The 25624-nt window shown below is 59.3% G+C and carries 24 protein-coding genes; 17 read left to right on the top strand and 7 right to left on the bottom strand.

Annotated elements, in window-relative coordinates; all coding sequences use genetic code 11:
* Positions 1-3 precede the first annotated feature (3 nt).
* Positions 4-1398, bottom strand: a complete 1395-nt coding sequence (locus tag ACIQU2_RS07315; protein WP_403139694.1) for a sensor histidine kinase — start codon at positions 1396-1398, stop codon at positions 4-6.
* Complete coding sequence (locus ACIQU2_RS07310; protein ID WP_033058247.1) at positions 1376-2059, bottom strand: response regulator transcription factor; 684 nt, start codon at positions 2057-2059, stop codon at positions 1376-1378. Before ACIQU2_RS07310 ends, ACIQU2_RS07315 begins: the two co-directional genes overlap by 23 nt.
* 379 nt (positions 2060-2438) lie before the next feature.
* On the opposite strand from ACIQU2_RS07310, the gene ACIQU2_RS07305 reads away from it, so the two are divergent.
* Positions 2439-3377, top strand: coding sequence for a hypothetical protein (locus ACIQU2_RS07305; protein ID WP_403139691.1), 939 nt, complete (start codon positions 2439-2441; stop codon positions 3375-3377).
* Between the two features lie 254 nt (positions 3378-3631).
* On the opposite strand, the gene ACIQU2_RS07300 is transcribed toward ACIQU2_RS07305, so the two are convergent.
* A complete protein-coding gene (locus ACIQU2_RS07300; protein WP_403139689.1) occupies positions 3632-4243 on the bottom strand; it encodes a glutathione S-transferase in 612 nt (203 codons plus the stop codon).
* Positions 4244-4314: 71 nt separating this feature from the next.
* Positions 4315-5235 carry a MurR/RpiR family transcriptional regulator gene (locus ACIQU2_RS07295; protein ID WP_074875619.1) on the bottom strand — a complete coding sequence of 307 codons (921 nt, stop codon included), beginning with the start codon at positions 5233-5235 and terminating at the stop codon, positions 4315-4317.
* Between the two features lie 311 nt (positions 5236-5546).
* Between ACIQU2_RS07295 and iolC the strand changes: the two genes are divergently transcribed.
* The 14 genes from iolC (at position 5547) to ACIQU2_RS07225 (ending at position 23402) form a co-directional block, all read left to right on the top strand.
* A complete protein-coding gene (gene iolC / locus ACIQU2_RS07290) occupies positions 5547-7484 on the top strand; it encodes a 5-dehydro-2-deoxygluconokinase (protein WP_403139686.1) in 1938 nt (645 codons plus the stop codon).
* Between the two features lie 181 nt (positions 7485-7665).
* Positions 7666-8559, top strand: a complete 894-nt coding sequence (gene iolE / locus ACIQU2_RS07285; protein ID WP_403139684.1) for a myo-inosose-2 dehydratase — start codon at positions 7666-7668, stop codon at positions 8557-8559.
* Complete coding sequence (gene iolB / locus ACIQU2_RS07280) at positions 8556-9365, top strand: 5-deoxy-glucuronate isomerase (protein WP_403139682.1); 810 nt, start codon at positions 8556-8558, stop codon at positions 9363-9365. The genes iolE and iolB overlap by 4 nt, the downstream gene beginning before the upstream one ends.
* 44 nt (positions 9366-9409) lie before the next feature.
* Positions 9410-10912, top strand: coding sequence for a CoA-acylating methylmalonate-semialdehyde dehydrogenase (locus tag ACIQU2_RS07275; RefSeq protein ID WP_403139680.1), 1503 nt, complete (start codon positions 9410-9412; stop codon positions 10910-10912).
* Between the two features lie 25 nt (positions 10913-10937).
* Entirely contained in the window at positions 10938-11759 is an 822-nt protein-coding gene (locus ACIQU2_RS07270) for a TIM barrel protein (protein ID WP_403139678.1), read from the top strand.
* Between the two features lie 127 nt (positions 11760-11886).
* Entirely contained in the window at positions 11887-13818 is a 1932-nt protein-coding gene (gene iolD / locus ACIQU2_RS07265; protein WP_403139676.1) for a 3D-(3,5/4)-trihydroxycyclohexane-1,2-dione acylhydrolase (decyclizing), read from the top strand.
* 39 nt (positions 13819-13857) lie between these two features.
* A complete protein-coding gene (locus tag ACIQU2_RS07260; protein WP_347804699.1) occupies positions 13858-14868 on the top strand; it encodes a Gfo/Idh/MocA family oxidoreductase in 1011 nt (336 codons plus the stop codon).
* Between the two features lie 145 nt (positions 14869-15013).
* On the top strand, positions 15014-15874 hold the full coding sequence (locus ACIQU2_RS07255; RefSeq protein ID WP_403139673.1) for a sugar phosphate isomerase/epimerase family protein: 861 nt from the start codon (positions 15014-15016) through the stop codon (positions 15872-15874).
* Between the two features lie 139 nt (positions 15875-16013).
* Entirely contained in the window at positions 16014-17066 is a 1053-nt protein-coding gene (locus ACIQU2_RS07250) for a Gfo/Idh/MocA family protein (RefSeq protein ID WP_403139671.1), read from the top strand.
* A gap of 156 nt (positions 17067-17222) precedes the next feature.
* Positions 17223-18149, top strand: a complete 927-nt coding sequence (locus ACIQU2_RS07245) for a sugar ABC transporter substrate-binding protein (RefSeq protein WP_134417173.1) — start codon at positions 17223-17225, stop codon at positions 18147-18149.
* 70 nt (positions 18150-18219) lie between these two features.
* A complete protein-coding gene (locus ACIQU2_RS07240; protein ID WP_403139669.1) occupies positions 18220-19785 on the top strand; it encodes a sugar ABC transporter ATP-binding protein in 1566 nt (521 codons plus the stop codon).
* A 57-nt stretch (positions 19786-19842) separates the two neighbouring features.
* The gene (locus ACIQU2_RS07235; protein WP_403139667.1) at positions 19843-20865 is read left to right on the top strand and encodes an ABC transporter permease; all 1023 of its coding nucleotides are present in this window, start codon (positions 19843-19845) and stop codon (positions 20863-20865) included.
* Between the two features lie 328 nt (positions 20866-21193).
* Complete coding sequence (locus tag ACIQU2_RS07230; protein WP_007907888.1) at positions 21194-21598, top strand: TraR/DksA family transcriptional regulator; 405 nt, start codon at positions 21194-21196, stop codon at positions 21596-21598.
* 199 nt (positions 21599-21797) lie between these two features.
* Entirely contained in the window at positions 21798-23402 is a 1605-nt protein-coding gene (locus ACIQU2_RS07225; RefSeq protein ID WP_403139664.1) for a methyl-accepting chemotaxis protein, read from the top strand.
* Between the two features lie 115 nt (positions 23403-23517).
* Here the strand turns inward: ACIQU2_RS07225 and ACIQU2_RS07220 are convergent, their stop codons facing one another.
* The 3 genes from ACIQU2_RS07220 to ACIQU2_RS07210 all read right to left on the bottom strand — a co-directional run bounded on the left by ACIQU2_RS07220 (position 23518) and on the right by ACIQU2_RS07210 (position 24524).
* The gene (locus ACIQU2_RS07220; protein WP_033057641.1) at positions 23518-23757 is read right to left on the bottom strand and encodes a DUF2789 domain-containing protein; all 240 of its coding nucleotides are present in this window, start codon (positions 23755-23757) and stop codon (positions 23518-23520) included.
* A gap of 131 nt (positions 23758-23888) precedes the next feature.
* Positions 23889-24119 carry a hypothetical protein gene (locus ACIQU2_RS07215; RefSeq protein ID WP_134099586.1) on the bottom strand — a complete coding sequence of 77 codons (231 nt, stop codon included), beginning with the start codon at positions 24117-24119 and terminating at the stop codon, positions 23889-23891.
* 156 nt (positions 24120-24275) lie between these two features.
* Complete coding sequence (locus tag ACIQU2_RS07210; protein WP_347804748.1) at positions 24276-24524, bottom strand: hypothetical protein; 249 nt, start codon at positions 24522-24524, stop codon at positions 24276-24278.
* A gap of 413 nt (positions 24525-24937) precedes the next feature.
* Between ACIQU2_RS07210 and ACIQU2_RS07205 the strand changes: the two genes are divergently transcribed.
* The gene (locus tag ACIQU2_RS07205; RefSeq protein ID WP_347804744.1) at positions 24938-25408 is read left to right on the top strand and encodes a hypothetical protein; all 471 of its coding nucleotides are present in this window, start codon (positions 24938-24940) and stop codon (positions 25406-25408) included.
* Positions 25408-25611, top strand: a complete 204-nt coding sequence (locus ACIQU2_RS07200) for a hypothetical protein (protein WP_347804743.1) — start codon at positions 25408-25410, stop codon at positions 25609-25611. Before ACIQU2_RS07205 ends, ACIQU2_RS07200 begins: the two co-directional genes overlap by 1 nt.
* Positions 25612-25624 lie beyond the last annotated feature (13 nt).

Raw genomic sequence — 25624 nt, 5'->3', positions numbered from 1 at the left:
GCGTCAGGTCTGGGGAATCAAGCTTTGCTGGCAATCCAGCACTAACCGCGCACCGCCGAGTTCACTAGTACCGACTTCAAGCGCAAACCCATGCAAGCTCACAATCGCCGCAACGATCGACAGCCCCAGCCCGAACCCGCTTTTCTGATTACCACTATCGGCACGATAAAAGCGCTGGAACACTGCCTCCCGCTCTGTCTCCGGAATCCCGGACCCCGAATCGAGCACTTCGATCCGCGTAAATTCCCCCTCATTGACGCCCCGCAAAATCACCTCGCCACCCGGCGGCGTGAACTTGATCGAGTTGCTCAGCAGGTTCGCCACCGCTTCGAATAGCAACGCGCGGTCGCCATTCAGTGGCGGCAAGACGTCAGGCAGTTGCAGCTTGAAAACCAGTTCGCCTTCTTCCGCCAACGGCAGATAAAAGTCATGCAGCTCTTGCAACAACGGCACCGGATCCAGCTGCACAAAACCCGAACGGCGCTGACGATCTTCCAGCTCGGAAATCCGCAGCAACCCTCGAAAGCGCGCCATCAAGGTGTCCGCTTCACTGAGCACTGAGTCCAGTTGCACCGCCAGCGTCGAACCCTCATCAGCCTGTTGCTGAATCCGGTACAGCTGCGCCCGCAGGCGCGTCAGCGGCGTGCGCAGGTCGTGGGCAATGTTGTCGCAGACGCCTTTGACCTCGTTCATCAAGCGTTCGATACGTTCGAGCATGGCGTTGACGATGGCAGCGAGCATATCCAGCTCATCGCGGCGATTGGACAATGGCAGACGGCGGGTCAGGTCGCCGGCGACGATGGCTTCGGCGCTGGCCTGAATCTCGCGTATTCGCCGCAGAGGCCGGCGACGCAACAGGTGCCAACCGGCGATGCCCGGAAGGACCGTCAAGGTCACGCCCCAGAACAACGCGTGGAGGATGATTCGAGTGACGGCGAACAACGAACCGTTGTCCCGCACCAGGATCAGCCAGCGGCCGTCCTTGGTCTGGGTCGCCACCGCGTCGCAGCTGTCGGCGGGCAGGGTCGGGTCGTCGGAATCGGCGCAGTCGCTGAGCATGTGAATCTTGCCATCCAGCGGCAGGCCTTCGGGCATGTGGCGCAGCGCACCGCTGAGGTAGCGGTGCTGAGTATCGAACAGGCCATAAGCGTCGATGCCGCGAATGTCGAAGGTCATGCTGACGGCGAGGGCGTCGGCCAATTGTTCGCCCTGAAAGTGCGAAAACAAATGCTGACGTTGCATCAGCGAGTGTTTGGCCAGGTTGTCCAGGTAGGCGGAAACCTCGTAGTACATGACCCCCATGAGAATCCCGCTCCAGAGCACGAACAGCGAACTGTAGAGCGCCAGCAAACGGCTGCTGGAAGAGCGCCAGCCGTTAGAGGGGTTCGGCAATGACATAACCCGAGCCTCGCACGGTTCGAATCAGTGGGACATTGCCTGGCGGGTCGATCTTTTTGCGCAGCCGGCCGATGTGCACGTCGATCAGGTTGGTGCCGGGGTCGAAGTGGTAACCCCAGACCTCTTCGAAAATCATCATCCGCGACAGAATCTGCCCGGTGTTGCGCATCAGGAATTCCAGCAACTTGTACTCGGTCGGCAGCAGCGTCAGCAGTTGACCGTCGCGGCTGGCTTCATGGCTGATCAGGTTCAACTCCAGATCCGCCACCCGCAACGTGGTGGCCTGGGCGGTCACGGTGTTCTGCCGGCGCAGCAGGACTTCAACCCGGGCGGCCATTTCATCGGTGGCGAACGGTTTGGTCAGGTAATCGTCACCGCCCGCGCGCAAGCCGCGCACACGCTCATCGACGTCGGAGAGGGCGCTGATCATCAGAATCGGCGTGGCCACGCCCATGGTCCGCAGCGTGGTGACAATCGCCAGACCATCGAGCTCGGGCAGCATGCGGTCGAGGGTGATCAGGTCGTAGTTGCCGCTGACCGCGCGCGCAAGACCTTCGCGGCCGTTGTCGACCCAATCCACGTCGAGGCCATGGCTGCTCAATTCGGCGACGATTTCCCGGGCGGTCACGGCGTCGTCTTCGATGGTCAAGATGCGGGTCATAGGGCGGGCCTGATTAGGAGTACTCAACGTTGAGCGGCATTTTGCCAAGAAATGACCGCAGGCTTTCTAAATAAAATTTCATGTGAATCGAAAAGATCGCAGCCTTCGGCAGCTCCTACATTCGATCGCGTTCTAAATGTAGGAGCTGCCGAAGGCTGCGATTTTTTGATTTTTCCATTGAAAACCCCGCTCTCGGTCAACAATGCATAAAACCCGCCGCAACAGACAGTTCCTTGCAATTTGCATGGCCATTGGAAGTTCAAACTTTATAAGTGATTGAAAACCAGCAATTTACTCAAAGTTGGCGACTGGCACGGTGACTGCATTTCCTCCGTTGAAGAGTTGTAACACCATCTTTCCTGCCTGGAGCGATATAACAATGAATAGATCCTCTGATGGTTTCTATCCTGCCTTCGAAGAAACGAGCACGCTCTCTGGCGTGTCCTGGGGGGCGATCTTCGCGGGGGCCGCTGCGGCGGCGGCGTTGTCGTTGATTCTCGTGCTGCTCGGCTTTGGCCTGGGTTTTTCGGCGGTGTCGCCGTGGGCCAATGAAGGGGTGAGCGCCAAGGGCCTCGGCATTTCAACGATTGTCTGGCTGGCCGCTACGCAAATCGTGGCTTCCGGGCTTGGCGGTTACATCGCCGGTCGTCTGCGGGTGAAGTGGGCTTACATGCACGGTGATGAGGTTTACTTCCGTGATACCGCCCATGGTTTTCTCGCCTGGTGCGTGGCGACGCTGGTGACGGCGACGCTGGTGGTCGGCTCGGTCAGCAGCATTGTCGGCGGTGGCGTGCAGGCCGGGGCGAGTGTAGTCGGTGGCGCCGCGAGTGCCGCGACGCTGGCGGCGGGTACCGCGGCAAGCACTACCAGCAGTGACCCGTACGGTTACTTTGTCGACAGCCTGTTCCGCGATGATCGCCCGACTGCGGTCAGTGATGACGCCGTTCATGGCACCGTGACCCGCATCTTCGTGCGCAGCCTGAGCAACGACGGTCAGCTGGCTGCTGAAGATCGCACCTACCTGGCGCAATTGGTCGCCCAACGGACCAACCTCACTCAAGCGGACGCTGAACGTCGCGTTGATGAAGTGTATGCCCGCACTCAAAAAGCCGTGGCCGACGCCAAACTCGCCGCCAAACAAGCGGCCGACACCGCCGCCAAAGTCGCTGCCTGGACTTCGCTGTGGATGTTCATCGCGCTGCTGATTGGCGCGTTTTTCGCCAGCCTTGCTGCAACTTTCGGTGGTCGTCGTCGGGATGCGGTCGAGTACCTCGAAACCGACGCTTATGTATCCACCACTTCAGTACCTGTTCGTTAACCCAGGAGAACTCTCATGCGCTCACTACTGCTGCTCTTTCTTGGCATACCCATCCCGATCATCATCCTGATCGCTCTGTTCACCTGATACCACTGGGGCTCATGCCTCCGCCGCTTCTACTTTGGGTATAAGCGGCGTTTTGCGGTTTTGGGGTGAAACAAGGTCAAAAGATCGCAGGCTGCGCCAGCTCCTACGGATGTATGCGGATCCCTGTAGGCGCTGGCGCAGCCTGCGATCTTTTGATCTTTAAACCATCATTCGATCGGTGTACTGACAAAATCCTCAAGCCCTTCGGCATACGCGGTAAACGCACTGATCTGTGGAAACCGATTCACATCCACCTGATCCGGCACCACCAGATTGGTGAAACTCCACGCCACCGCCAACGTAATCCCGTCTTGAGCAATCGTCCCATCAGTCTTCAGCGGCTGCATTTCCAGCTCCCGCTCCAGCGCCGAATAGGCGGCCGCCAATTGCCCTTCAACCCGCTCCACCCAGGGTTCAAACTGAATTTCCGCTGGCCGCAGGTTGCGTTCGTAGTAGAGCTGCACGGACTTTTCGCACGCCGCCAGCCCCAGGCCGATCAGGCGCAATGAGCGCAGGCGTTGATCGAGATCGTCGGGCATCAGGCTGTTGCCAGGACCGGCCAAGGCTTCCAGATAATCGATGATCAGCGTGGAGTCGATCAACACTTCACCGTCGTCGAGCACCAGGGTGGGCGCCTTGACCACCGGGTTGATCTGGTGGAATTGCTCGAAATGCCGAAACACCGAAACCGACTGGTGTTCCAGTGGGATGCCAAGGCGTTTGGCGGAGATGGCGACGCGCCGCACGTAGGGTGAATCCAGCATGCCGATCAGCTTCATTGAACCGCTCCTTCAGATGTCCATGTTGGACAACCTTAGCTGAGGTTCAGCGAGCTGGAAACGGCGTGCTGCTAATCCTCGAAGCCGACCTGTTCGTGAATCTCATCGACCTTCAATTCCAGCCGATAGGCCACGGCAATAAACAGCGCCTGGCACAAGCACAGTGTGGCACTCAGCGAACGGAAGGCAAACGAACTGCCTTCGTTGACCAGCAGCACGGTGTTGGCGCGCTTGGCCAGGGGCGAGAGGTTGCTGTCGGTGATGATCAGGGTTTTCGCCTGGTTGTGCTGGGCGATGCGCAGGCAGTGTTGGGTTTCCTTGCCGTAGGGCGTGAAGCTGATGGCGATCACCAGGTCATTGGCGCGCACGCTGCGCATCTGCTCGCGGTAGCTGCCGCCGAGCCCCGAGACCAGGTGGATGCGTTTGTTGGTGTGTTGCAGGTTGTAGACCAGGTAATCGGCCACCGCGAACGAACGACGCACCCCGACCACGTAGATGTTGTCGGCATTCACCACCAGGTCGACGGCCTTGTCGAAGGCCTGGTCATCGAGTTCCAGCCCCAGCCGTTCGATGCCCGACAGGGTCGCATTGATGCACTCGCGCGCCAGGTCGCCGCCGCTGGCCTTCTGCGACTTGTTGGCGATCATGCTGCGAATGCGCTGCTGGTAGTTCTGAACCGGCGTGGTCTTGTGGGTATAGGCCTCGCGGAACAGCGCCTGCATTTCGCTGAAGCCGCTGAACCCGAAACGCTGGGAAAACCGCACGATCGCCGACGGGTGCACTTCGCACTCGCGGGCGATGTCGCTGATGCGGTCGACCATGATCCGGTCGCTCTGCTGGCTCATGTAACTGGCGATGCGTTTGAGCTGCCGCGGCAGGCTTTCATATTCGTTGGTGATCAGCTGCAGCAGACGCTCGGCGTTGATCGGGGGGCTGGCGAGATCGCTGTCGGGCGTGCTCTCGGTCGTCGCCGGCTGATCGGTGCGGGTCATAAGGAATCCTTCTGGCTTGTTCTTATAGGGACGACAGAGAGCGTCATCCCCTGACAATAGGTTGGCTGAGCGCAGTCTACAGGGTAGGCCGGAATAAAATCTTGAGCTTGCGGTCAGTACGAGGTGTGCTGAAACGATGCACTGCCTCTGGAACACTTGTACCAAAGCTTATTGGAAAAAATATTCCACGTAAAAATTATTTGGAATAATTATTGATTGTTCGGTCCCGGACGTTTTAGTCTGCATCCACCAAGAGTGTTCGGCGCGGCCATCGCCCCGAACGCAGGCTGATAAAAATAACAGGAGCCAGCATGGGCCAGACTCGTTTTGCCAGTGGGCGTCAATTGGATCTGATTTGCCTGGGGCGCCTAGGCGTCGACCTCTATGCGCAGCAAGTCGGAGCGCGGTTGGAAGATGTTTCAAGCTTCGCCAAATACCTCGGCGGGTCGTCCGCCAACATCGCTTTCGGCACGGCTCGGCTGGGCCTGAAATCGGCGATGCTGAGCCGGGTCGGGGACGACCACATGGGCCGCTTCCTCGTTGAATCCCTGACCCGCGAAGGTTGCGACGTCAGCGGCATCAAGGTCGATCCGGAACGCCTCACCGCCATGGTCTTGCTGGGCCTCAAGGATCGCGAAACCTTTCCTTTGGTCTTCTACCGTGAAAACTGTGCCGACATGGCACTGCGGACCGAAGACATCAGCGAAGCCTTCATCGCCTCCAGCAAAGCCTTGCTGATCACCGGCACCCATTTCTCCACCGACGGCGTCTACAAGGCGAGCATCCAGGCGCTGGATTACGCCGAGAAGCACAACGTCAAACGGGTGCTGGACATCGACTATCGCCCTGTGCTCTGGGGCCTCGCCGGCAAGGCCGACGGCGAAACCCGTTTCGTCGCCGACCAGAACGTCAGCCAGCATGTGCAGAAAATCCTCCCGCGTTTCGACCTGATCGTCGGCACGGAAGAAGAATTCCTGATTGCCGGCGGTTCCGAGGATTTGCTCACCGCGCTGCTCAATGTTCGGCGCGTGAGCGCTGCGACCCTGGTGGTCAAGCTCGGCCCGCAGGGCTGCACGGTGATTCACGGGGTGATCCCGGCACGTCTTGAAGACGGCGTCATTTATCCCGGCGTTCGGGTGGAAGTGTTGAATGTGCTGGGGGCCGGCGATGCCTTCATGTCGGGCTTCCTCGCCGGTTGGCTGGAGGACGCGAGCGACGAGCGCTGCTGTCAGTTGGCCAATGCCTGCGGCGGTCTGGTGGTGTCGCGCCATGCCTGCGCACCGGCCATGCCGACCCGTGTCGAACTCGACTATCTGTTTAACAGCCCGGTGCCGATTACCCGGCCGGATCAGGACGCGGTGTTGCAGCGTCTGCATCAGGTCAGCGTGCCGCGCAAACAGTGGAAGCAACTATTCATCTTTGCTTTCGACCATCGCGGGCAACTGGTGGAACTGGCGCACAAGGGCGGTCGCGACCTGAGCGCCATCGGCGAACTCAAGCAACTCTTTATCAAGGCTGTGGAGCGGGTCGAAGCCGATTTGCGCGAGCAAGGCATCGAGGCCGATGTCGGGCTGTTGGCCGACCAACGCTTCGGCCACGACTCGCTGAACGCCGCCACCGGTCGCGGCTGGTGGGTGGCGCGTCCGGTGGAAGTGCAGGGTTCGCGGCCTTTGGCTTTCGAACATGGGCGCTCCATCGGCAGCAACCTGATTGCCTGGCCGCAGGAACAAATCATCAAGTGCCTGGTGCAATTTCACCCCGACGACGAACCGCTGCTGCGTCTGGAACAGGAAGCGCAGATCAAGGGTTTGTACCAGGCATCCCAGGTCAGCGGTCATGAGCTGCTGCTGGAAATCATCCCGCCCAAGGATCATCCGTCGACCCATCCGGACGTGCTGTACCGCGCGCTGAAACGCCTCTACAACCTGGGCATTTACCCGGCGTGGTGGAAGATCGAAGCGCAGAGCGCCGAGGAGTGGAAACAACTCGACGAACTGATTCAAGAGCGTGATCCGTACTGCCGAGGCGTGGTGTTGCTGGGCCTGAATGCACCGGCAGCAGCACTGGCCGAAGGGTTTCAACAGGCCAGCCAGAGCCAGACTTGCCGCGGGTTTGCAGTCGGCCGAACGATTTTCCAGGAGCCGAGCCGCGCGTGGATGGCCGGTGAAATCGACGATGAGGCGCTGATCCGTCAGGTGCAGGGCACGTTCGTTGAACTGATCGATGCCTGGCGCACTGCCCGAAACTGAACATTTTCAATGTGTGAACACTGAACCTGTGGGAGCGAGCTTGCTCGCGATAGCTGACTGACAGTCAACATTATTGGCGCCTGACACACCGCCATCGTCGGAACGCCGCCCGGAGCAAGCTCGCTCCCACAGGGTTTTGTGTCGCTCTTACTGGTTAGGTAAAACAATAAAAGGTGCAGCCATGCCCGCTATTCGAATTGGCATCAACCCGATCTCCTGGAGCAACGACGACCTGCCGTCCCTCGGTGGCGAGACGCCGCTGAGCACCGCCCTGAGCGAAGGCAAGGAAATCGGCTACGAAGGTTTCGAACTCAACGGCAAGTTCCCCAAAGACGTCAAGGGTGTCGGCGACGTGCTGCGGCCTTACGACCTGGCGCTGGTGTCCGGTTGGTATTCCAGCCGTCTGGCCCGTCGCTCGGTAGCCGAAGAAATCGACGCCATCGGCAGCCATGTCGAGCTGTTGGCGAAGAACGGCGCCAAGGTGTTGGTGTACGGTGAAGTCGCCGACTCCATTCAAGGCCAGCGCATTCCGCTGGTTGAACGCCCGCGTTTTCATACCGAACAGGCCTGGCAGGAATACGCCGACAAGCTCACCGAACTGGCGCGCTTCACCTTGTCCCAAGGCGTGCGCCTCGCGTATCACCACCACATGGGCGCCTACGTCGAATCCCCGGCAGACATCGATAAATTGATGGCGTTGAGCGGTAGTGAAGTCGGTCTGCTGTTCGATTCGGGCCATTGCTACATGGGTGGCGGCGAGCCGTTGCAGGTGCTGCGCAAACACATCGAACGCATCTGCCACGTGCATTTCAAGGACGTACGCAAACCGGTGGTGCAACTGGCACGCAACAACCTGTGGAGCTTCCCGGACTGCATCATCAACGGCACCTTCACCGTGCCCGGCGATGGCGACATCGACTTCGGTGCCTTGCTCGACGTGCTGCTGGCGGCCGATTACCACGGCTGGCTGGTGGTCGAAGCCGAACAGGACCCCGCGGTGGCGCCAAGTTATGTCTACGCCAAAAAAGGCTACGACACCTTGCGCACGCTGCTCGACGAGAGGACTGCATTATGAGCCTGCTGGTCAAAAGCAACGCCCGTGGCCGGACCATGGTCGAGCTGGGCAAAGGTGAGCTGGAATACGTTGGTTTCGCCGCTTACCGCCTGAGTCTGGGTGAAACCCTGCCGATGTCGGCCGGTGATAAAGAACTGTGCCTGGTGCTGCTCAGCGGCCGGGTCAGCATCAAGGGTGAAGCGCCGGGGCAGGGCGCGTTCGACTGGGACAACATTGGCGATCGTCAGTCGGTATTCGAAGACAAATCCCCCTTCGCCGCGTACTTGCCACCCGGCAGTCAGGCGCAAGTGGTTGCGCTCAGCGATGTGCAAATTGCCGTGTGCGCCGCGCCCGGTTCGACGGGCAACGGCATTGGCCCACGGCTGATCAAACCCGACAGCATGAAGCGCAGCGTGCGCGGCAAAGGCGCCAACACCCGTTACGTCTGCGACATTCTGCCGGACACCGAACCGGCCTATTCGCTGCTGGTGGTGGAAGTGCGCACACCGTCGGGTCACTCGTCGAGCTACCCGCCGCACAAGCACGACACCGACGATTTGCCGCACCAGAGTTTTCTCGAAGAAACCTATTACCACCAGATCAACCCGCCCCAGGGCTTCGTGTTCCAGCGGGTGTACACCGATGACCGCAGCATCGATCAGGCCATGGCCGTGGAAAACAGCGACCTTGTGGTTGTGCCCAAGGGCTATCACCCGGTCAGCGTGCCGTACGGCTACGAGTCGTACTACCTGAACGTGATGGCCGGCCCGAAACGAGTCTGGCAGTTCCATAACGATCCGCAGCACAGCTGGCTGATGGATCTCTGAACTAAAAAGCCTGAATTCCAACCTCTGCAGGGAGAACACGATCAATGAGCGACGCCCCGATCATCGGCCATTACATCCACGGTCAAGTGCAAGACAGCAGCAGCGAACGGTTCAGCAGCGTCTTCAACCCGGCCACCGGCAGCGTTCAGGCGCGCGTCGGGCTGGCCAGCCAGAAGACCGTAGACGAAGCCGTCGCCTCGGCCCTGAAAGCCTTTCCGGCCTGGTCCGAACAATCGTCCCTGCGCCGTTCGCGGGTGATGTTCAAGTTCAAGGAATTGCTCGACCTTCATCACGATGAGCTGGCAGAAATCATCAGCCGCGAACACGGCAAGGTGTTTTCGGACGCCAAGGGCGAAGTCACCCGGGGCATCGAAATTGTCGAGTATGCCTGCGGTGCGCCGAACCTGCTGAAAACCGAGTTCAGCGACAACATCGGCGGCGGCATTGATAACTGGAACCTGCGTCAGCCGCTGGGCGTGTGTGCCGGCGTCACGCCGTTCAACTTCCCGGTGATGGTGCCGCTGTGGATGATCCCGCTGGCGCTGATCACCGGTAACTGCTTCATCCTCAAGCCGTCCGAGCGCGATCCGTCCGCCAGTGTGCTGATGGCCCGTCTGTTGAGCGAAGCCGGTTTGCCGGACGGTGTGTTCAACGTGGTCCAGGGTGACAAGACCGCCGTCGACGCCTTGCTGCAACACCCGGACATCGAGGCGATTTCCTTTGTCGGCTCGACGCCGATTGCCGAGTACATCCACCAACAAGCCACCTCCCGCGGCAAGCGCGTGCAGGCGCTGGGCGGGGCGAAAAATCACATGATCGTCATGCCCGACGCGGATCTGGATCAAGCGGCGGATGCCTTGATCGGCGCGGCTTACGGCTCGGCCGGCGAGCGCTGCATGGCGATTTCGATTGCCGTGGCGGTGGGCGATGTCGGCGACCCACTGATTGCCAAACTGCTGCCGCGTATTGATCAGCTCAAGGTTGGTAACGGCCTGAAGGGCGACAGCGACATGGGGCCGTTGGTGACCGCCGAGCACAAGGCCAAAGTCGAAGGTTTCATCGACGAAGGCGTGGCCCAGGGCGCGCAGCTGATTGTCGATGGCCGCCACTTCAAGGTGCCGGGCGCCGAGAACGGCTTCTTCGTCGGCGCGACACTGTTCGATAACGTCACGACCGAGATGAGCATTTACCAACAGGAAATTTTCGGCCCGGTGCTGGGCATCGTTCGGGTAGCGGATTTCGCCAGCGCCGTCGCGTTGATCAACGCCCACGAGTTCGGCAACGGCGTATCCTGTTTCACCCGCGACGGCGGCATCGCCCGAGCCTTCGCCCGCACGATCAAGGTCGGCATGGTCGGCATCAACGTGCCGATTCCGGTACCGATGGCCTGGCACTCTTTCGGCGGCTGGAAACGCTCGCTGTTCGGCGATCACCACGCTTACGGCGAAGAAGGCATCCGCTTCTACAGCCGTTACAAAAGCGTGATGCAGCGCTGGCCTGACAGTATCGCCAAGGGCCCTGAATTCAGCATGCCGACGGCCAACTAATTCACCTGTGCGGAGAACAAAAACAATGAGCAAACCCCTGCGTTTCGCCCTGAACCGTATGGTCGCCCCACGTTTGTCCCTGCCCGCGTTCATCGAGTTGGCGGTGACCCTCAAGGCCGACGCCATCGAGATTCGCAACGACCTTAAAGGCGTCGAGATCGAAGACGGCACCGCACCCGAGCGCGTCCGTGAGTTGTGTGCCGCCAAAGGCATTACCGTGCTATCGATCAACGCGCTGTATCCGTTTGATGTGTGGAATGACGAGCGCCGTGCACAGGCCTTGAAGCTGGCCGCTTACGCCCGTGATTGCGGCGCTCAAGGGTTGGTCATGTGTCCGCTCAATGACCGTGCCGACCCGCGTAATGAGGCCGCACGCGCTTCAGGTCTGCGCACGGCGTTGACTGAACTGGCGCCGATCCTGCGCGAACACGGCATTCTCGGTTTCATCGAACCGCTGGGTTTCGAAGAGTGCTCACTGCGCCGCAAGCGCACGGCAGTGGACGCGATCAAGGCCATCGGCGGGCTGGATGTGTTCCGTCTGGTTCACGACACCTTTCACCATCACCTGGCTGGCGAACATGAGTTCTTCCCCGAACTGACCGGGCTGGTGCACATCTCCGGCGTCGAAGATGCCGAGGCACCGTTGGCGACCATTCGCGACGGCCACCGGGTGCTGGTGGGCGAGGGCGACATCCTTGGCAACGCGGCGCAAATCGACACCTTGCTCAGCAGCGGTTACAGCGGCTACCTGTCGTTCGAACCATTTGCCGACAGCGTCCATGGCCTGGCGGATATCCAGCAGGCGATCGGCGCGAGCATGGATCACCTGCAAAAATCCCTGGCCTGACATCTCCCCCCGTAGGAGCTGCCGAAGGCTGCGATCTTTTGATGTTGTTTTTAAGATCAAGATCAAAAGATCGCAGCCTTCGGCAGCTCCTACAGTGGGATCGGATTTGCATACAGAAGGTGCAAGCATGACCACAACACGACTGACCATGGCCCAGGCCCTGGTGAAATTCCTCGATAACCAGTACATCGAGGTCGATGGGGTACAAAGCAAATTCGTCGCCGGGATCTTTACCATTTTCGGCCACGGTAACGTGCTGGGTCTGGGCCAGGCCCTGGAGCAGGACAGTGGCGACCTGATCGTCCATCAGGGTCGCAACGAGCAAGGCATGGCCCACGCGGCCATCGGTTTTGCCAAGCAACACCTGCGGCGCAAGATCTACGCCTGCTCCTCATCGGTAGGCCCAGGCGCGGCGAACATGCTGACCGCCGCCGCGACGGCGACCGCCAACCGCATTCCCTTGCTGCTGTTGCCCGGCGATGTCTATGCCTGCCGCCAGCCGGACCCGGTGCTGCAACAGATCGAGCAGTTCCACGACCTGAGCATCAGCACCAACGACGCGTTCAAGTCCGTGAGCAAATACTGGGACCGCATCAACCGTCCCGAGCAACTCATGACGGCAGCGATCCACGCCATGCGTGTGCTCACCGACCCTGCCGAAACCGGCGCGGTGACCCTGGCCTTGCCACAAGACGTGCAAGCCGAGGCCTACGACTACCCCGATTACTTCCTGCAAAAACGCGTGCACCGCATCGAACGTCGTCCGGCGACTGAAGCGATGCTGGGTGATGCGCTGGCGCTGTTCAAAGGCAAGCGCAAGCCGCTGATCATTTGCGGTGGCGGGGTCAGATACTCTGGCGCCAATGCCGCGTTGCAGGCGTTTGCCGAGCGCTTTGATGTTCCCTTCGCCGAAACCCAGGCCGGCAAGAGTGCGGTGGTGTCCAGTCACCCGCTGAACGTGGGCGGAATTGGTGAAACCGGCTGTCTGGCGTCGAATCTGTTGGCCAGGGATGCGGATCTGATCATCGGTGTCGGCACCCGCTACAGCGATTTCACCACCGCGTCTAAATCGCTGTTCCAACATCCGGACGTGCAATTTCTCAATCTGAACATCAGCCCCAGCGATGCCCTGAAGCTCGACGGCGTGCAACTGTTGGCGGATGCCAAAGTCGGGCTGCAAGCCTTGGCTGAAGCCTTGGGCGATTACCATTCTGCGTGGGGCGATCAACCGCGTCAGGCCAAGGCTCAACTGGACGAGGAAGTCGACCGCATCTATCAGGTCGAATACCAGAGCAAAGATTTCATCCCGGAAATCAACGACCACATGGACCCGGCGGTGCTGCGCGAATTCATCGAGCTGACCGGTTCCTGCCTGACCCAGAGCCGCGTGCTCGGCGTGCTCAATGAAACCCTCGCCGATGACGCCGTGATCGTCGCCGCCGCCGGCAGCCTGCCCGGTGACTTGCAGCGCAGCTGGCGCAGCAAGGGCGTGAACACCTATCACGTCGAGTACGGCTATTCCTGCATGGGTTACGAGGTCAACGCCGCACTGGGCGTGAAACTCGCCGAGCCGGATCGCGAGGTCTACGCGTTGGTCGGCGACGGCTCTTACATGATGCTGCATTCCGAACTGGCGACCTCGATTCAGGAGCGACGCAAGATCAACGTGGTGTTGCTGGACAACATGACCTTCGGTTGCATCAACAACCTGCAGATGGAACACGGCATGGACAGCTTCGGCACCGAGTTCCGGTTCCGCAACCCGGAAACCGGCAAGCTCGACGGCGGTTTCGTGCCGGTGGATTTCGCCATGAGCGCGGCGGCCTATGGCTGCAAAACCTACAAAGTGAACACGGTCGAAGAACTGAGCGCTGCATTGGCCGATGCGCGATTGCAGACCGTGTCGACGCTGATCGACATCAAGGTTCTGCCCAAAACCATGATTCACAAATACCTGTCGTGGTGGCGGGTCGGCGTGGCGCAAGTCTCCACCAGCGCCCGCACCGATGCGGTGGCCAAGACCCTGAATGAACGACTGGCCAAGGCCCGTCAGTACTGATTGCCCTGAACGAACAACAACAAGTCTAGGAGTCTTTACATGTCTTTGAAGATCGGAGTTATTGGCACCGGGGCCATCGGCCAGGACCACATTCGTCGTTGCAGCCAGACCTTGCTCAACAGCCAGGTGGTCGCGGTTACCGACATCAACTTGCAGCAAGCCGCGAAGGTCGTTTCCGACCTGAAGCTGACCGCCGAGGTCTATCCTGACGGTCACGCGCTGATCAAGGCGCCCGAAGTCGAAGCGATCCTCGTCACCTCCTGGGGCCCGAGCCACGAAGAGTTTGTGCTGGCAGCGATTACGGCGGGTAAGCCGGTGTTCTGCGAGAAGCCGCTGGCGGTCACCGCTGAAGGCTGCCGCAAAATCGTCGAGGCCGAAGTGGCCCACGGCAAACGCCTGGTGCAGGTCGGCTTCATGCGCCCGTATGACGAAGGTTATCGGGCACTGAAAGCAGTGATCGACAGCGGTCAGATTGGTGAGCCACTGATGTTGCACTGCGCGCACCGCAACCCGACCGTGGGGGAAAACTACAAGACCGACATGGCGATCACCGACACGCTGATCCATGAGCTGGACGTGTTGCGCTGGTTGCTCGACGACGATTACGTGTCGGTGCAAGTGGTGTTCCCGCGCAAGAGCAGCAAGGCCCTCGCGCATTTGAAAGACCCGCAGATCGTGCTGCTGGAAACTGCCAAGGGCACGCGCATTGACGTGGAAGTGTTCGTTAACTGCCAATACGGCTACGACATCCAGTGCGAAGTGGTGGGGGAGACCGGCATCGCCAAACTGCCAGAGCCGTCGCAGGTTCAATTGCGCAGCGGGGCGAAGTTGTCCAACGCGATTTTGATGGACTGGAAGGATCGGTTTATTGCCGCGTACGACGTTGAGTTGCAGGCGTTCATCGATGGTGTGCGGGCCGGGCAGGTCGGTGGCCCGTCAGCGTGGGATGGCTTCGCCGCTGCCGTCGCAGCAGACGCGTGTATCGAAGCGCAGAACAGCGGGGCGATCGTCAAAGTCGGCCTGCCAGATCGCCCACACTTCTACGGCTAACCCGATCCCCTGTAGGAGCTGCCGAGTGAAACGAGGCTGCGATCTTTTGATCTTGATCTTAAAAATCAAAAGATCGCAGCCTCGTTTCACTCGACAGCTCCTACAGGGGGGGCGGTGTCGAATTTGGGTGAAGGAGAACAATAAAATGCGCATCGCACTAGACCCCTACATGTACCGCACTTTGTCCCTGGACAAGATGGTCGATAAGGCCGCCGAGCTCGGTTACGAACACATCGAACTCTCGCCCCGGGAAGATTTCCTGCCGTTCTACAAAGCCCCGCGAGTCGACAAGGCGCGGATCAAGGAATTTCGCAAAGCCCTGAGCGACACCGGGGTCAAGCTCTCTTCCTTGTTACCGATGTACCACTGGGCCGCTGCCGACGAAGGCCTGCGTGTTGCCGCCGTACGCAACTGGAAACGGGCGATCCAGATTGCCGTGGAGATGGACTGCGAGCTGGTCAACACCGAGTTCACCGGTCAGTCAGACAACCCGCTGGTATGCGAGAACCAGTTCATGCGTTCCATGGATGAGCTGATCCCGGAGTTCGAGCGTGAAGGCATCAAGTTGGATATCCAGGCCCACCCTTACGACTTTTGCGAGCGCAACAACGAATCGGTGGACATCATTCGCGGTCTGGATCGCGAGTGGATCAACTACCTTTACGCGGCGCCGCACACCTTTTTCTATGACGACGGCAAAGGCGATATCGCCTCGATGCTCAAGTATGCCGGGTCGAAGCTGAGCCACCTGATCATCGCCGACACCTACAACCACAAGGCTTCTTCCGGCTTGCGCTACATCGTCAACCCGCCGGGTGTCGTCGCCACCGTGCACCAGCATCTGGACATCGGTCAGGGTGAGGTCGATTGGGATGCGTTTTTCGGCACCTTGCGCGAGATTCAGTTCGACGGCATCGCTACGGTCTCGGTGTTCGCCTGGGAAGATCGGCCGGATGAATCCAACCGGATGATGCTCGAGCGCGTCAAAAGCGAACTCTGTCGCTGACGACACCACAAACCCCTGTAGGAGCTGACGAGTGAAACGAGGCTGCGATCTTTCAAGATCAAAAGATCGCAGCCTCGTTTCACTCGTCAGCTCCTACAGGACCGTTTCGATCGTCATAACAATAAGAAGGAGTTGATTCATGCGTATCGGACTTGTCGGTTACGGCCATGGCGGCCGGTTTTTCCATGCTCCGCTGATCAGCAGTTTGCCGGCGGCGAAGTTCGTGGGTGTGGTTACCCGTTCACCGGAACGCCGACAATTGCTGGCGGCCGAGCACCCAGGGGTGCCAGCGTTCGACAGCATCGGCCAACTGGTGGAGGCCGGGATCGATGTGCTGGTGGTGTCCACACCGCTCAAGGGTCGTCCGGCACTGGTGCTCGATGGTATCGAACACGGTGTGGCGGTGGTCAGCGACAAACCGTTTGCCGCTGATGCGCAGCAAGCCCAAACCCTGATCACCATGGCCGAGCGCCAGGGCGTGCGGCTCAGCGTCTACCAGAACCGTCGCTGGGACTCGGACTTCCTGACCCTGCGCAAACTCATCGAGTCCGGTGCGCTGGGCCAGGTCACCCGTTTCGAATCGCGGATCGAGCGTTACTCACCACAGGCGGTGAACAACGGCAGTGGCGGTGGCTTCCTTCGCGACTTGGGCAGCCATCTGGTGGATCAGGCGTTGCTGTTGTTCGGCCCGGTGACACGGGTCTACGCCGAACTTGATTACCTGGAAAAAGGCCAGGTCTTCGATAACGGCTTCTTTATGGCCCTGACCCATGCCAGTGGCGTCACCTCCCACCTGGGGGGCAGTTGCCTGCAAAACACCCCCGGCCCGCGCTTTCGGGTGACCGGCACCCAAGGTTGTTACAGCGTCGATGGCCTGGACGGGCAAGAAGCATCGGCACTCGCCGGGCTCTCGCCGAAATCCGAAGGTGAGCGCTGGGGTGTTGAAGAGCATCGCCGCTGGGGCTGGTTCGAACAGGGTGAAGTGCGCGAGCGGGTGCCCTCCGAGCGCGGTTGCTGGAATCAGTTCTATTTACAGCTGCAAGCCGCGTTGCAGAGCGGTGGCCCACTGCCTGTGGACGCCCGTGATGCACTGGCGACCACCCGCGTGCTAGACGCTGCGCGACTGAGCTTCGAGCGGCATCAAGTGGTGGAATTGGGCCCGTTCAAGAGCCATGGAATAAAATCAGAATAAAATTCTAAAATGAGTTGATATAGAAATTATTTTCTAATAAAGTCATTTTCAGCGACCTGCCTCGCAACCTGTTTCAACCCTTTTCCCGCTTGCCTGCCTACTGAAATCGTCACGCCTCATCCATAAAACCAACAAGAATGTGGAGAAAGACTTTTCATGAAGACCAAGATCCGTTTCGCCTCACTTGCCTTGTCCCTGATGTTCGCCAGCGGCGCGGCGCTCGCCGATATGAAGATCGGCGTCAGCATGTCCCAATTCGATGACACCTGGCTGACCTACCTGCGTGAATCCATGGACAAAAAAGCCAAGTCCTATCCCGAGGGCGTGCAGCTGCAATTCGAAGACGCCCGCAGCGACGTGGTCAAGCAGTTGAGCCAGGTCGAAAGCTTCATCAGCCAGAAAGTCGATGCCATCGTGGTCAACCCGGTGGATACCGCCGCCACCAAGAAAATCACCGAAGCCGCCGTCAAGGCCGGCATCCCGCTGGTCTACGTCAACCGCCGCCCCGATGACCTGAAGCTGCCCAAAGGCGTCGTCACTGTCGCCTCCAACGATCTGGAGGCCGGTGAAATGCAGATGCAGTACCTGGCCGACAAAATGGGCGGCAAGGGCGACATCGTGATTCTGCTGGGCGACCTCGCGAACAACTCCACCACCAACCGCACCAAGGGCGTCAAAGACGTTCTGGCCAAATACCCGAACATCAAGATCGAGCAAGAGCAGACCGGCATCTGGTCGCGGGACAAGGGCATGACCCTGGTCAACGACTGGCTGACCCAGGGCCGTAAGTTCGACGCGATCGTGTCCAACAACGACGAGATGGCGATTGGCGCGGCCATGGCCCTGCAACAAGCCGGCGTCGAAAAGGGTAGCGTGCTGATCGCCGGTGTCGACGGTACGCCCGACGGTTTGAACGCGGTGAAGAAGGGCTCCCTGGCTGTCTCGGTGTTCCAGGACGCCAAGGGTCAGGCGGACGGTTCGATCGACACCGCTGTGAAAATGGCCAAGAACGAGCCGGTTGAACAGGCTGTGTGGGTGCCATACCGCTTGATTACCCCGCAAAACGTCGACACGTTCAAATAGCCCGTCGGTTCAATAACAACAATAAACACGCAAGGTTGCGACCGCGACCTTGCTGATGGAGTACCTGATCATGTTCGCTTCAGCGACTGCTTCGAGCACCCCGTTGGCGGGTATCCAGCCAGCTGCAACACCTGCCGATGAGCCGTACCTGCTGGAGATCATCAACGTGAGCAAGGGATTTCCCGGTGTGGTGGCCTTGTCCGATGTGCAGCTTCGGGTACGCCCCGGTTCCGTGCTGGCCCTGATGGGCGAAAACGGCGCGGGCAAATCCACCCTGATGAAAATCATTGCCGGCATCTATCAGCCGGATGCCGGTGAACTGCGCCTGAGGGGCAAGCCGGTGGTCTTCGAAACGCCACTGGCAGCGCTCCAGGCCGGGATCGCGATGATCCACCAGGAACTCAACCTGATGCCGCACATGAGCATCGCCGAGAACATCTGGATCGGCCGTGAGCAGCTCAATGGCCTGCACATGATCGATCACCGCGAAATGCACCGCTGCACCGCGCAACTGCTGGAACGCCTGCGGATCAACCTCGATCCGCAGGAGCAGGTCGGCAACCTGAGCATCGCCGAACGGCAGATGGTCGAGATCGCCAAAGCGGTGTCCTACGATTCCGACATCCTGATCATGGATGAACCGACCTCGGCCATCACCGACAAGGAAGTTGCGCATCTGTTCTCGATCATTGCCGACCTCAAGCGTCAAGGCAAAGGCATCATTTACATCACCCACAAAATGAACGAAGTGTTCAGCATCGCCGATGAAGTGGCGGTGTTTCGTGACGGTGCCTACATCGGCCTGCAGCGGGCCGACAGCATGGACGGCGACAGCCTGATTTCGATGATGGTCGGCCGCGAACTGAGCCAGCTGTTCCCGGTGCGCGAGCAGCCGATCGGTGATCTGCTGCTGTCGGTGCGCGACCTCAAACTGGACGGCATTTTCAAAGGTGTTTCCTTCGACCTGCATGCCGGCGAGATCCTCGGCATCGCCGGGTTGATGGGCTCGGGGCGGACCAACGTCGCCGAAGCGATTTTCGGCATCACCCCGAGCGACGGTGGCGAGATTCGTCTCGACGGCGAAGTGGTGCGCATCAGTGATCCGCACATGGCGATCGAGAAGGGCTTCGCGCTACTGACCGAAGATCGCAAGCTCAGCGGCCTGTTCCCGTGCCTGTCGGTGCTGGAGAACATGGAAATGGCGGTGTTGCCGCATTACGCCGGCCACGGTTTCATCCAGCAAAAAGCCCTGCGCGCCTTGTGCGAAGACATGTGCAAGAAGCTGCGGGTCAAAACCCCGTCGCTGGAGCAGTGCATCGACACCTTGTCTGGCGGTAATCAGCAAAAGGCGTTGTTGGCGCGCTGGCTGATGACCAATCCACGGATCCTGATTCTCGACGAGCCGACCCGCGGTATCGACGTCGGGGCCAAGGCCGAGATCTACCGGCTCATCTCCTGCCTCGCCAGCGAAGGCATGGCGGTGATCATGATTTCCTCGGAACTGCCGGAAGTACTTGGCATGAGCGACCGGGTGATGGTCATGCACGAGGGTGACCTGATGGGCACCCTCGACCGCTGCGAAGCGACCCAGGAACGAGTGATGCAATTGGCCTCGGGCATGTCCGCGGTTCACTAATGGATGCCGGCGCTGGTTTTGGCCAGCGTCGGCGACGCGATAGAAGGGTGAGTTTTTATGAACGCGATACTGGAAAACAAGCCAGCAACGGCACCGGTCAAGAGTCGCCGGCGCTTTCCGACCGAGTTGAGTATTTTCCTGGTGCTGATTGGCATCGGCCTGGTCTTTGAAGTGTTTGGCTGGATCGTGCGCGACCAGAGCTTCCTGATGAACTCCCAGCGTCTGGTGCTGATGATCCTGCAGGTGTCGATCATCGGTCTGCTGGCGATCGGCGTGACCCAGGTCATCATCACCACCGGCATTGACCTGTCCTCCGGCTCGGTGCTCGCGCTGTCGGCGATGATCGCTGCCAGCCTGGCCCAGACGTCGGACTTCGCCCGGGCGGTGTTCCCGTCGCTGACTGACTTGCCGGTATGGATTCCGGTCATAACCGGGCTTGGGGTGGGATTGCTGGCGGGGGCCATCAACGGCAGCATCATTGCTATCACCGGTATCCCGCCGTTCATTGCCACCCTCGGCATGATGGTCTCGGCGCGTGGCCTCGCGCGTTACTACACCGAAGGCCAGCCGGTGAGCATGCTCTCGGATTCCTACACGGCTATCGGACACGGCGCGATGCCGGTGGTCATTTTCCTGGTGGTCGCGGTGATCTTTCACATCGCCCTGCGTTACACCAAGTACGGCAAGTACACCTACGCCATCGGCGGCAACATGCAGGCAGCGCGTACCTCGGGGATCAACGTCAAGCGGCATCTGGTGATCGTCTACAGCATCGCTGGGTTGCTGGCAGGCCTGGCGGGTGTGGTGGCGTCGGCACGGGCCGCGACCGGGCAGGCCGGGATGGGCATGTCTTATGAGCTGGACGCGATTGCCGCGGCCGTGATCGGCGGCACCAGCCTGGCCGGTGGCGTAGGGCGCATCACCGGCACGGTCATCGGCGCACTGATCCTCGGGGTCATGGCCAGCGGTTTCACCTTCGTCGGCGTCGATGCTTACATTCAGGACATCATCAAAGGCCTGATCATCGTGGTGGCAGTGGTCATCGATCAGTACCGCAACAAGCGCAAACTCAAGCGCTGAGCCTCAGATAAAGCAGCCAATGCGCCACGCCTGTCCCGCGTGGCGCAACCATTTGTCTTCTATATACAGCCGCGTGATTGAATTTCTTGCTATAAACGCACTCCGATAACCACCGCAAAGGCTGCCGTAGAGCACTTTCAGGGCTTTGTCGGACAAATTCGCTGTCTTTTCAGTTGCTGAGGCCTCAAGTCGGCCTTAGACTGCCGCCCCTCGTAAATTGAGTGCCGGGTGGCGCTTGGAATTAAACGGCGCCGTTCCGATGGCCGACCCAGGTCCGCCGGAACGCTCCCTAATTCGCCTTAATGCACGTTTTTTTATAGAGATATCAATGACAAAGGACAAGTTGCTGGCCATGCCGGCGGATGACTACATGAATGCCGAGCAACATGCTTTTTTCTCTGAGCTGTTGCAGAACATGAAAGTCGAAACCCATGAGCGCATCGAACAGAACCGCATCGCCATCGAAAGCCTGGACACCCCGGCCGATCCGGCCGACGCTGCTTCTGTTGAAGAAGAGCGCACCTGGCTGGTGAACGCGATCGATCGCGACCAGCGCATGCTGCCTCAGTTGGAACAGGCTCTGGAACGCATCAAAGAAGACAGCTTCGGCTGGTGCGACGACAGCGGCGAGGCCATTGGCCTGAAGCGCCTGCTGATCAGCCCGACCACCAAATACTGCATCGAAGCTCAAGAGCGTCACGAACAGATCGACAAGCACCAGCGTCAGGCCTGATTTCGTAATGCCCGCATCGCGGGCAAGTCTTGCTCCTACAGGAGTGAGGCTTGCCCGCGATGCTTTTTTTCGTCTGCGAAAAACCCGTGCACTTCTATTGATCTGCTGCAACGCCCACTACTAATGGACCATAGATAATGGCCTTGTAGTGGCGTTTAATGCCGATACAACAATTAGAATTATTCGTGGGGTGACGAAGATGACGCGAGACGGATCGCTGGTTGCGGCAGTGCCTGCACCCGTGCTTTTGCCAAGAAACCTTTGGCTGACGCCGACCCTGCAAAGCATCGCCCTGATGCTGTTGTTGTGCGGCATGACGCTGGGCGGCTGGTCGCTTTACCTTGGCCTGCCATTGGCGGTGCTGGTTATCTGGCTACCTCGCTTGCGCTCGCGCGCCATCCCTGAGGCAACCCCCGTCGACAGCGCCAGCGCGATTGCCGAGTTAACTCGCGATCTTTCCTACACCACCAGTCATAACGCGTTGTCTGCCGCCGGTGTGGCCTTTTCGGTCAAGCAACTGGCAGACAAACTGCAATCGCAGCTCGGTGCCGCGGCGCAGATTGTCAGCAACGCCGAAGTGATGATCGCTACCGAACAAGCCACCTCGACACTCAGCCGGGAAGCGCTCAGTGCGGCCAGCGAGGCTCATCGGAGTAGCGCGGCAGGGCGCACGGAGCTGATCGAGTCCATCGCCCGTATGCATCAACTCAGTCAGCGCGCCAGTAACAGCCGTGAACTGATCGAAGCCCTGAGCCTGCGCAGTGACGATATCCAACGGGTCACCCTGGTGATCCAGTCCATCGCCAGCCAGACCAATCTGCTGGCCTTGAACGCGGCTATCGAGGCGGCGCGGGCCGGGGAGCATGGTCGCGGATTTGCGGTGGTGGCCGATGAGGTTCGAGGTCTGGCCGCGCGCACGGCGACAGCCACTGGCGAAGTCGGGGAAATGGTCGCTGATATTCAGCAACGCACCGCGCAAGTGGTGGAGCAGATCCGTCAACTGTCCAGCGACCTCGACACCGGGGTCAAGCAGGTCGAGCACACCGGTGAGCACCTGGAGAACATTGCGCGTCTGGCCGCTGGCGTCGAAAGCCAGGTCGGGGAAATCGCCAGGGGCGCTGACACCAACCGCGAACAACTCGATAGCCTGTTTCACGCCATCGAACAGATGCGCAGCGACCTGGCGATCAGCGACCAACAGACCCAGCGCCTGGCCCAGGCCGCCGTGCAAATGGAAGGTCAGGCCGAAACCATCAGCGAACGCCTCGCCGAAGTCGGGCTGGATGACTACCACCAACGGATTTATGACCTTGCCCGCGAAGGCGCGAGTCAGATCGCGGCGCGCTTTGAAGCGGATATCGACGAGGGCCGCGTGAGCCTCGATGACCTGTTTGACCGCAATTACCAAACCATTCCCAACACCAGCCCGGCCAAATACCAGACCCGCTTCGATCGCTACGCCGATCAGGTCTTGCCGGCGATCCAGGAACCCTTGTTGCCGCGTCATGAAGGCCTGGTGTTCGCCATCGCCTGTACGCAGCAGGGCTATGTGCCGACCCACAACAAGGTCTTCAGCCAACCACTGACCGGTGATGCGCAGGTCGATACCTTGCAAAACCGCACTAAACGCAAATTCGCCGACCGCACCGGGATCCGCTGTGGCAGCCATCAGCAGGCCGTACTGCTGCAAACCTACACCCGCGACACCGGTGAGCTGATGCACGACCTCTCGGTGCCCATCATGCTCAAGGGCCGACATTGGGGTGGTCTGCGATTGGGTTACAAGCCGCAAAGCCCTCGTTGAGGCCCCTCCCTGTAGGAGCTGTCGAGTGCAACGAGGCTGCGATCTTTTGATCTTCGCTTTTAAAACATCAAAAGATCGCAGCCTCGTTGCACTCGACAGCTCCTACAGATGCAGGCTAGTGGATCTGATGCATGCGCAGGTTCAGGTCGTCGACCACCCGCGCCCAATCGGCGTCTTCACGCAATTGTTCTTTCAGGAAGCCGGCTTGCTGCGGAGTCCAGAACTCGGCATCGATGAGTTTTTTGTCGTCGGCCAGGGGAGAATGACTGGCAATGAAATCGTCGATGGCCTTCTCGCTGGAGTCCAGACCGAGTTGGTCGAACAAACCTTTCAAGTCGTGTGTCGGTGAATCCATGTTCATCTCCTTGCGGGTCGCGTCGAGTGCGAGATCTGAGGGGCGGCTTCAGTACATCTGAGAGAGCCGCGCTTCAGGAGTTCGATGGCGATGTTCAAAAGCAGAAGTGAGCATAGACTGCAAACCGACTATCAGGCTTTCAATGCACCTTCATCGACGGCAACCTTCAGCGCCTTGGCGGCATCCTGGGCGGCAATGGCGGCGACGTCCGAGGTCTTGAACCAGCGATCTTTCTCGACCTGGTGATATGTCACGGTGGTCAGCGGTGGTTTGGCGCGCATGATAATGACTGCCTGGAATTCGCCTTCGACTTCTCTGGCTTCGCCCCGGATAAAAAATTCACCGATATCAAATTCCGTCACGTAGCAGCCTTCCCTTGAAATATTCTGTTGTTTTGAACGCCGCCCATCCTGGGGACGGGTTTCATTGGTCGGGCAGTATGGCAGTAGTTGCATGCCGGCGGCTGAGTTAAGTCGCCGGCATGACGAAGCGTCTATTGAAATGAACGGGCGGGACCGTCAACCGCGTAACTCGAGCGAGCGGGCAAGGGCGCAGGCTTCGTTATGATTGCCGCGGAAACCTCTGACGCGGCCGGTGGAAATTTCCTTGATATGAAAAAAGGCATTGCCAGCCAGAATGACCTGAAAACGTGGCCGGGCAAGCTCTACAGGGTAGTATTCATGCGGTTGAAACATCCCTGGGTGCAGTGTCGTCGAGCTGTTCGTGTCAGGCGCCTGAGGGTGAGCAAAATGTGTCAGCGTGCACATATGAAGTCCTTTTCGTTGTTTTACCGACGTGTGTACGTGGTTTTGGGTAGTCTCGATGAGCATCGCTGCTCTAGAATCACCGTCAGTGTTTGGCGATCGATGTTCATCTAAAGCAATTTTTTGCTGGCGATATGTCGGAAAAGTGCTTTTTTTAAAGAGCTTTTTCCCTAAAGTTGGTAGTCCCGTTTTTCTGGCCGTCGGAAGGGCTTTTTCCTTCAACCTCTGACGAACGCCAGGCAAGACGACGTGAGTGTTGTTCCAGTAGTCTTCTCAAGCCTCGCGATGGATGAGCCCTCTGCTCGTTTCAGGATTTCAACCCGGGTCATTTGGCTACACTTTCGGCATTGCCGCTTTTTTCTGCTGTGCGCTGTTTTCCTGCGTGCAGCATCATTTTCAGATGTGGGGATGTTTCCTTGGCAGTAAGTAATCTCGATATGCATGCTTTGTTCGTGCTGGGTGATTTGCGCGCAAAGCTGGTTAAACAGTTCCAGTCACGTTTTGTTTACATCACCGAACAGAACGCTGAAGGCATATATATTGCCGAGATCGACACCGAAGAGGCGCTGGTGGTTGATGACAAACCAGGGCTTAAACTCAAGGTCGGCGATCATTTCAGCGCCTCTGTATTGCCCAGTCGCGAAGGCGGCAAGCTGGACATCAAGTTCCGCGAAATCAAACTGACGGTTTACGGCCTGGGTGATTATGCCTTCGTCACCACCGCGGATGGCCATGGGGTCGTGTTCAAGGAAGGTCATAGCGTAGTGATGGTGTTCGCCGCTCACCAACAGTTGCAGGAAGGTCTGACCAAAACCCTGAAAGCCGTGACCGCCAAGGCTGCCAAGTGGCGCAAAGGTGAACTGATCACCTTCAAGGCCAGCGAATAATGACCCTGACCCGCGCCGACTTCCACGAACAGAACCAGGCCAGTGCGCAAGCCGAAGCCCAGCGGCTGTTCGACCAGAAGGCTGTTTTGCAAGGTGCATGGCTGGGTTGGGTGGCGTCACAGATCTATACGTTGCGCCCGGCGGAGTACGCCAGCATGGTACGAAGAGCGTTGGCGCGCTTGCAGGAACCTCCCGAAAACTGATTGATCTCCCTCG

It is taken from the genome of Pseudomonas sp. NPDC098740 (genome assembly GCF_044760065.1).
Taxonomy (GTDB): Bacteria; Pseudomonadota; Gammaproteobacteria; order Pseudomonadales; family Pseudomonadaceae; genus Aquipseudomonas; species Aquipseudomonas rossensis.
Note: the sequence above shows the minus strand (reverse complement) of the source record. Positions and strands in the feature narration are given on the sequence as shown.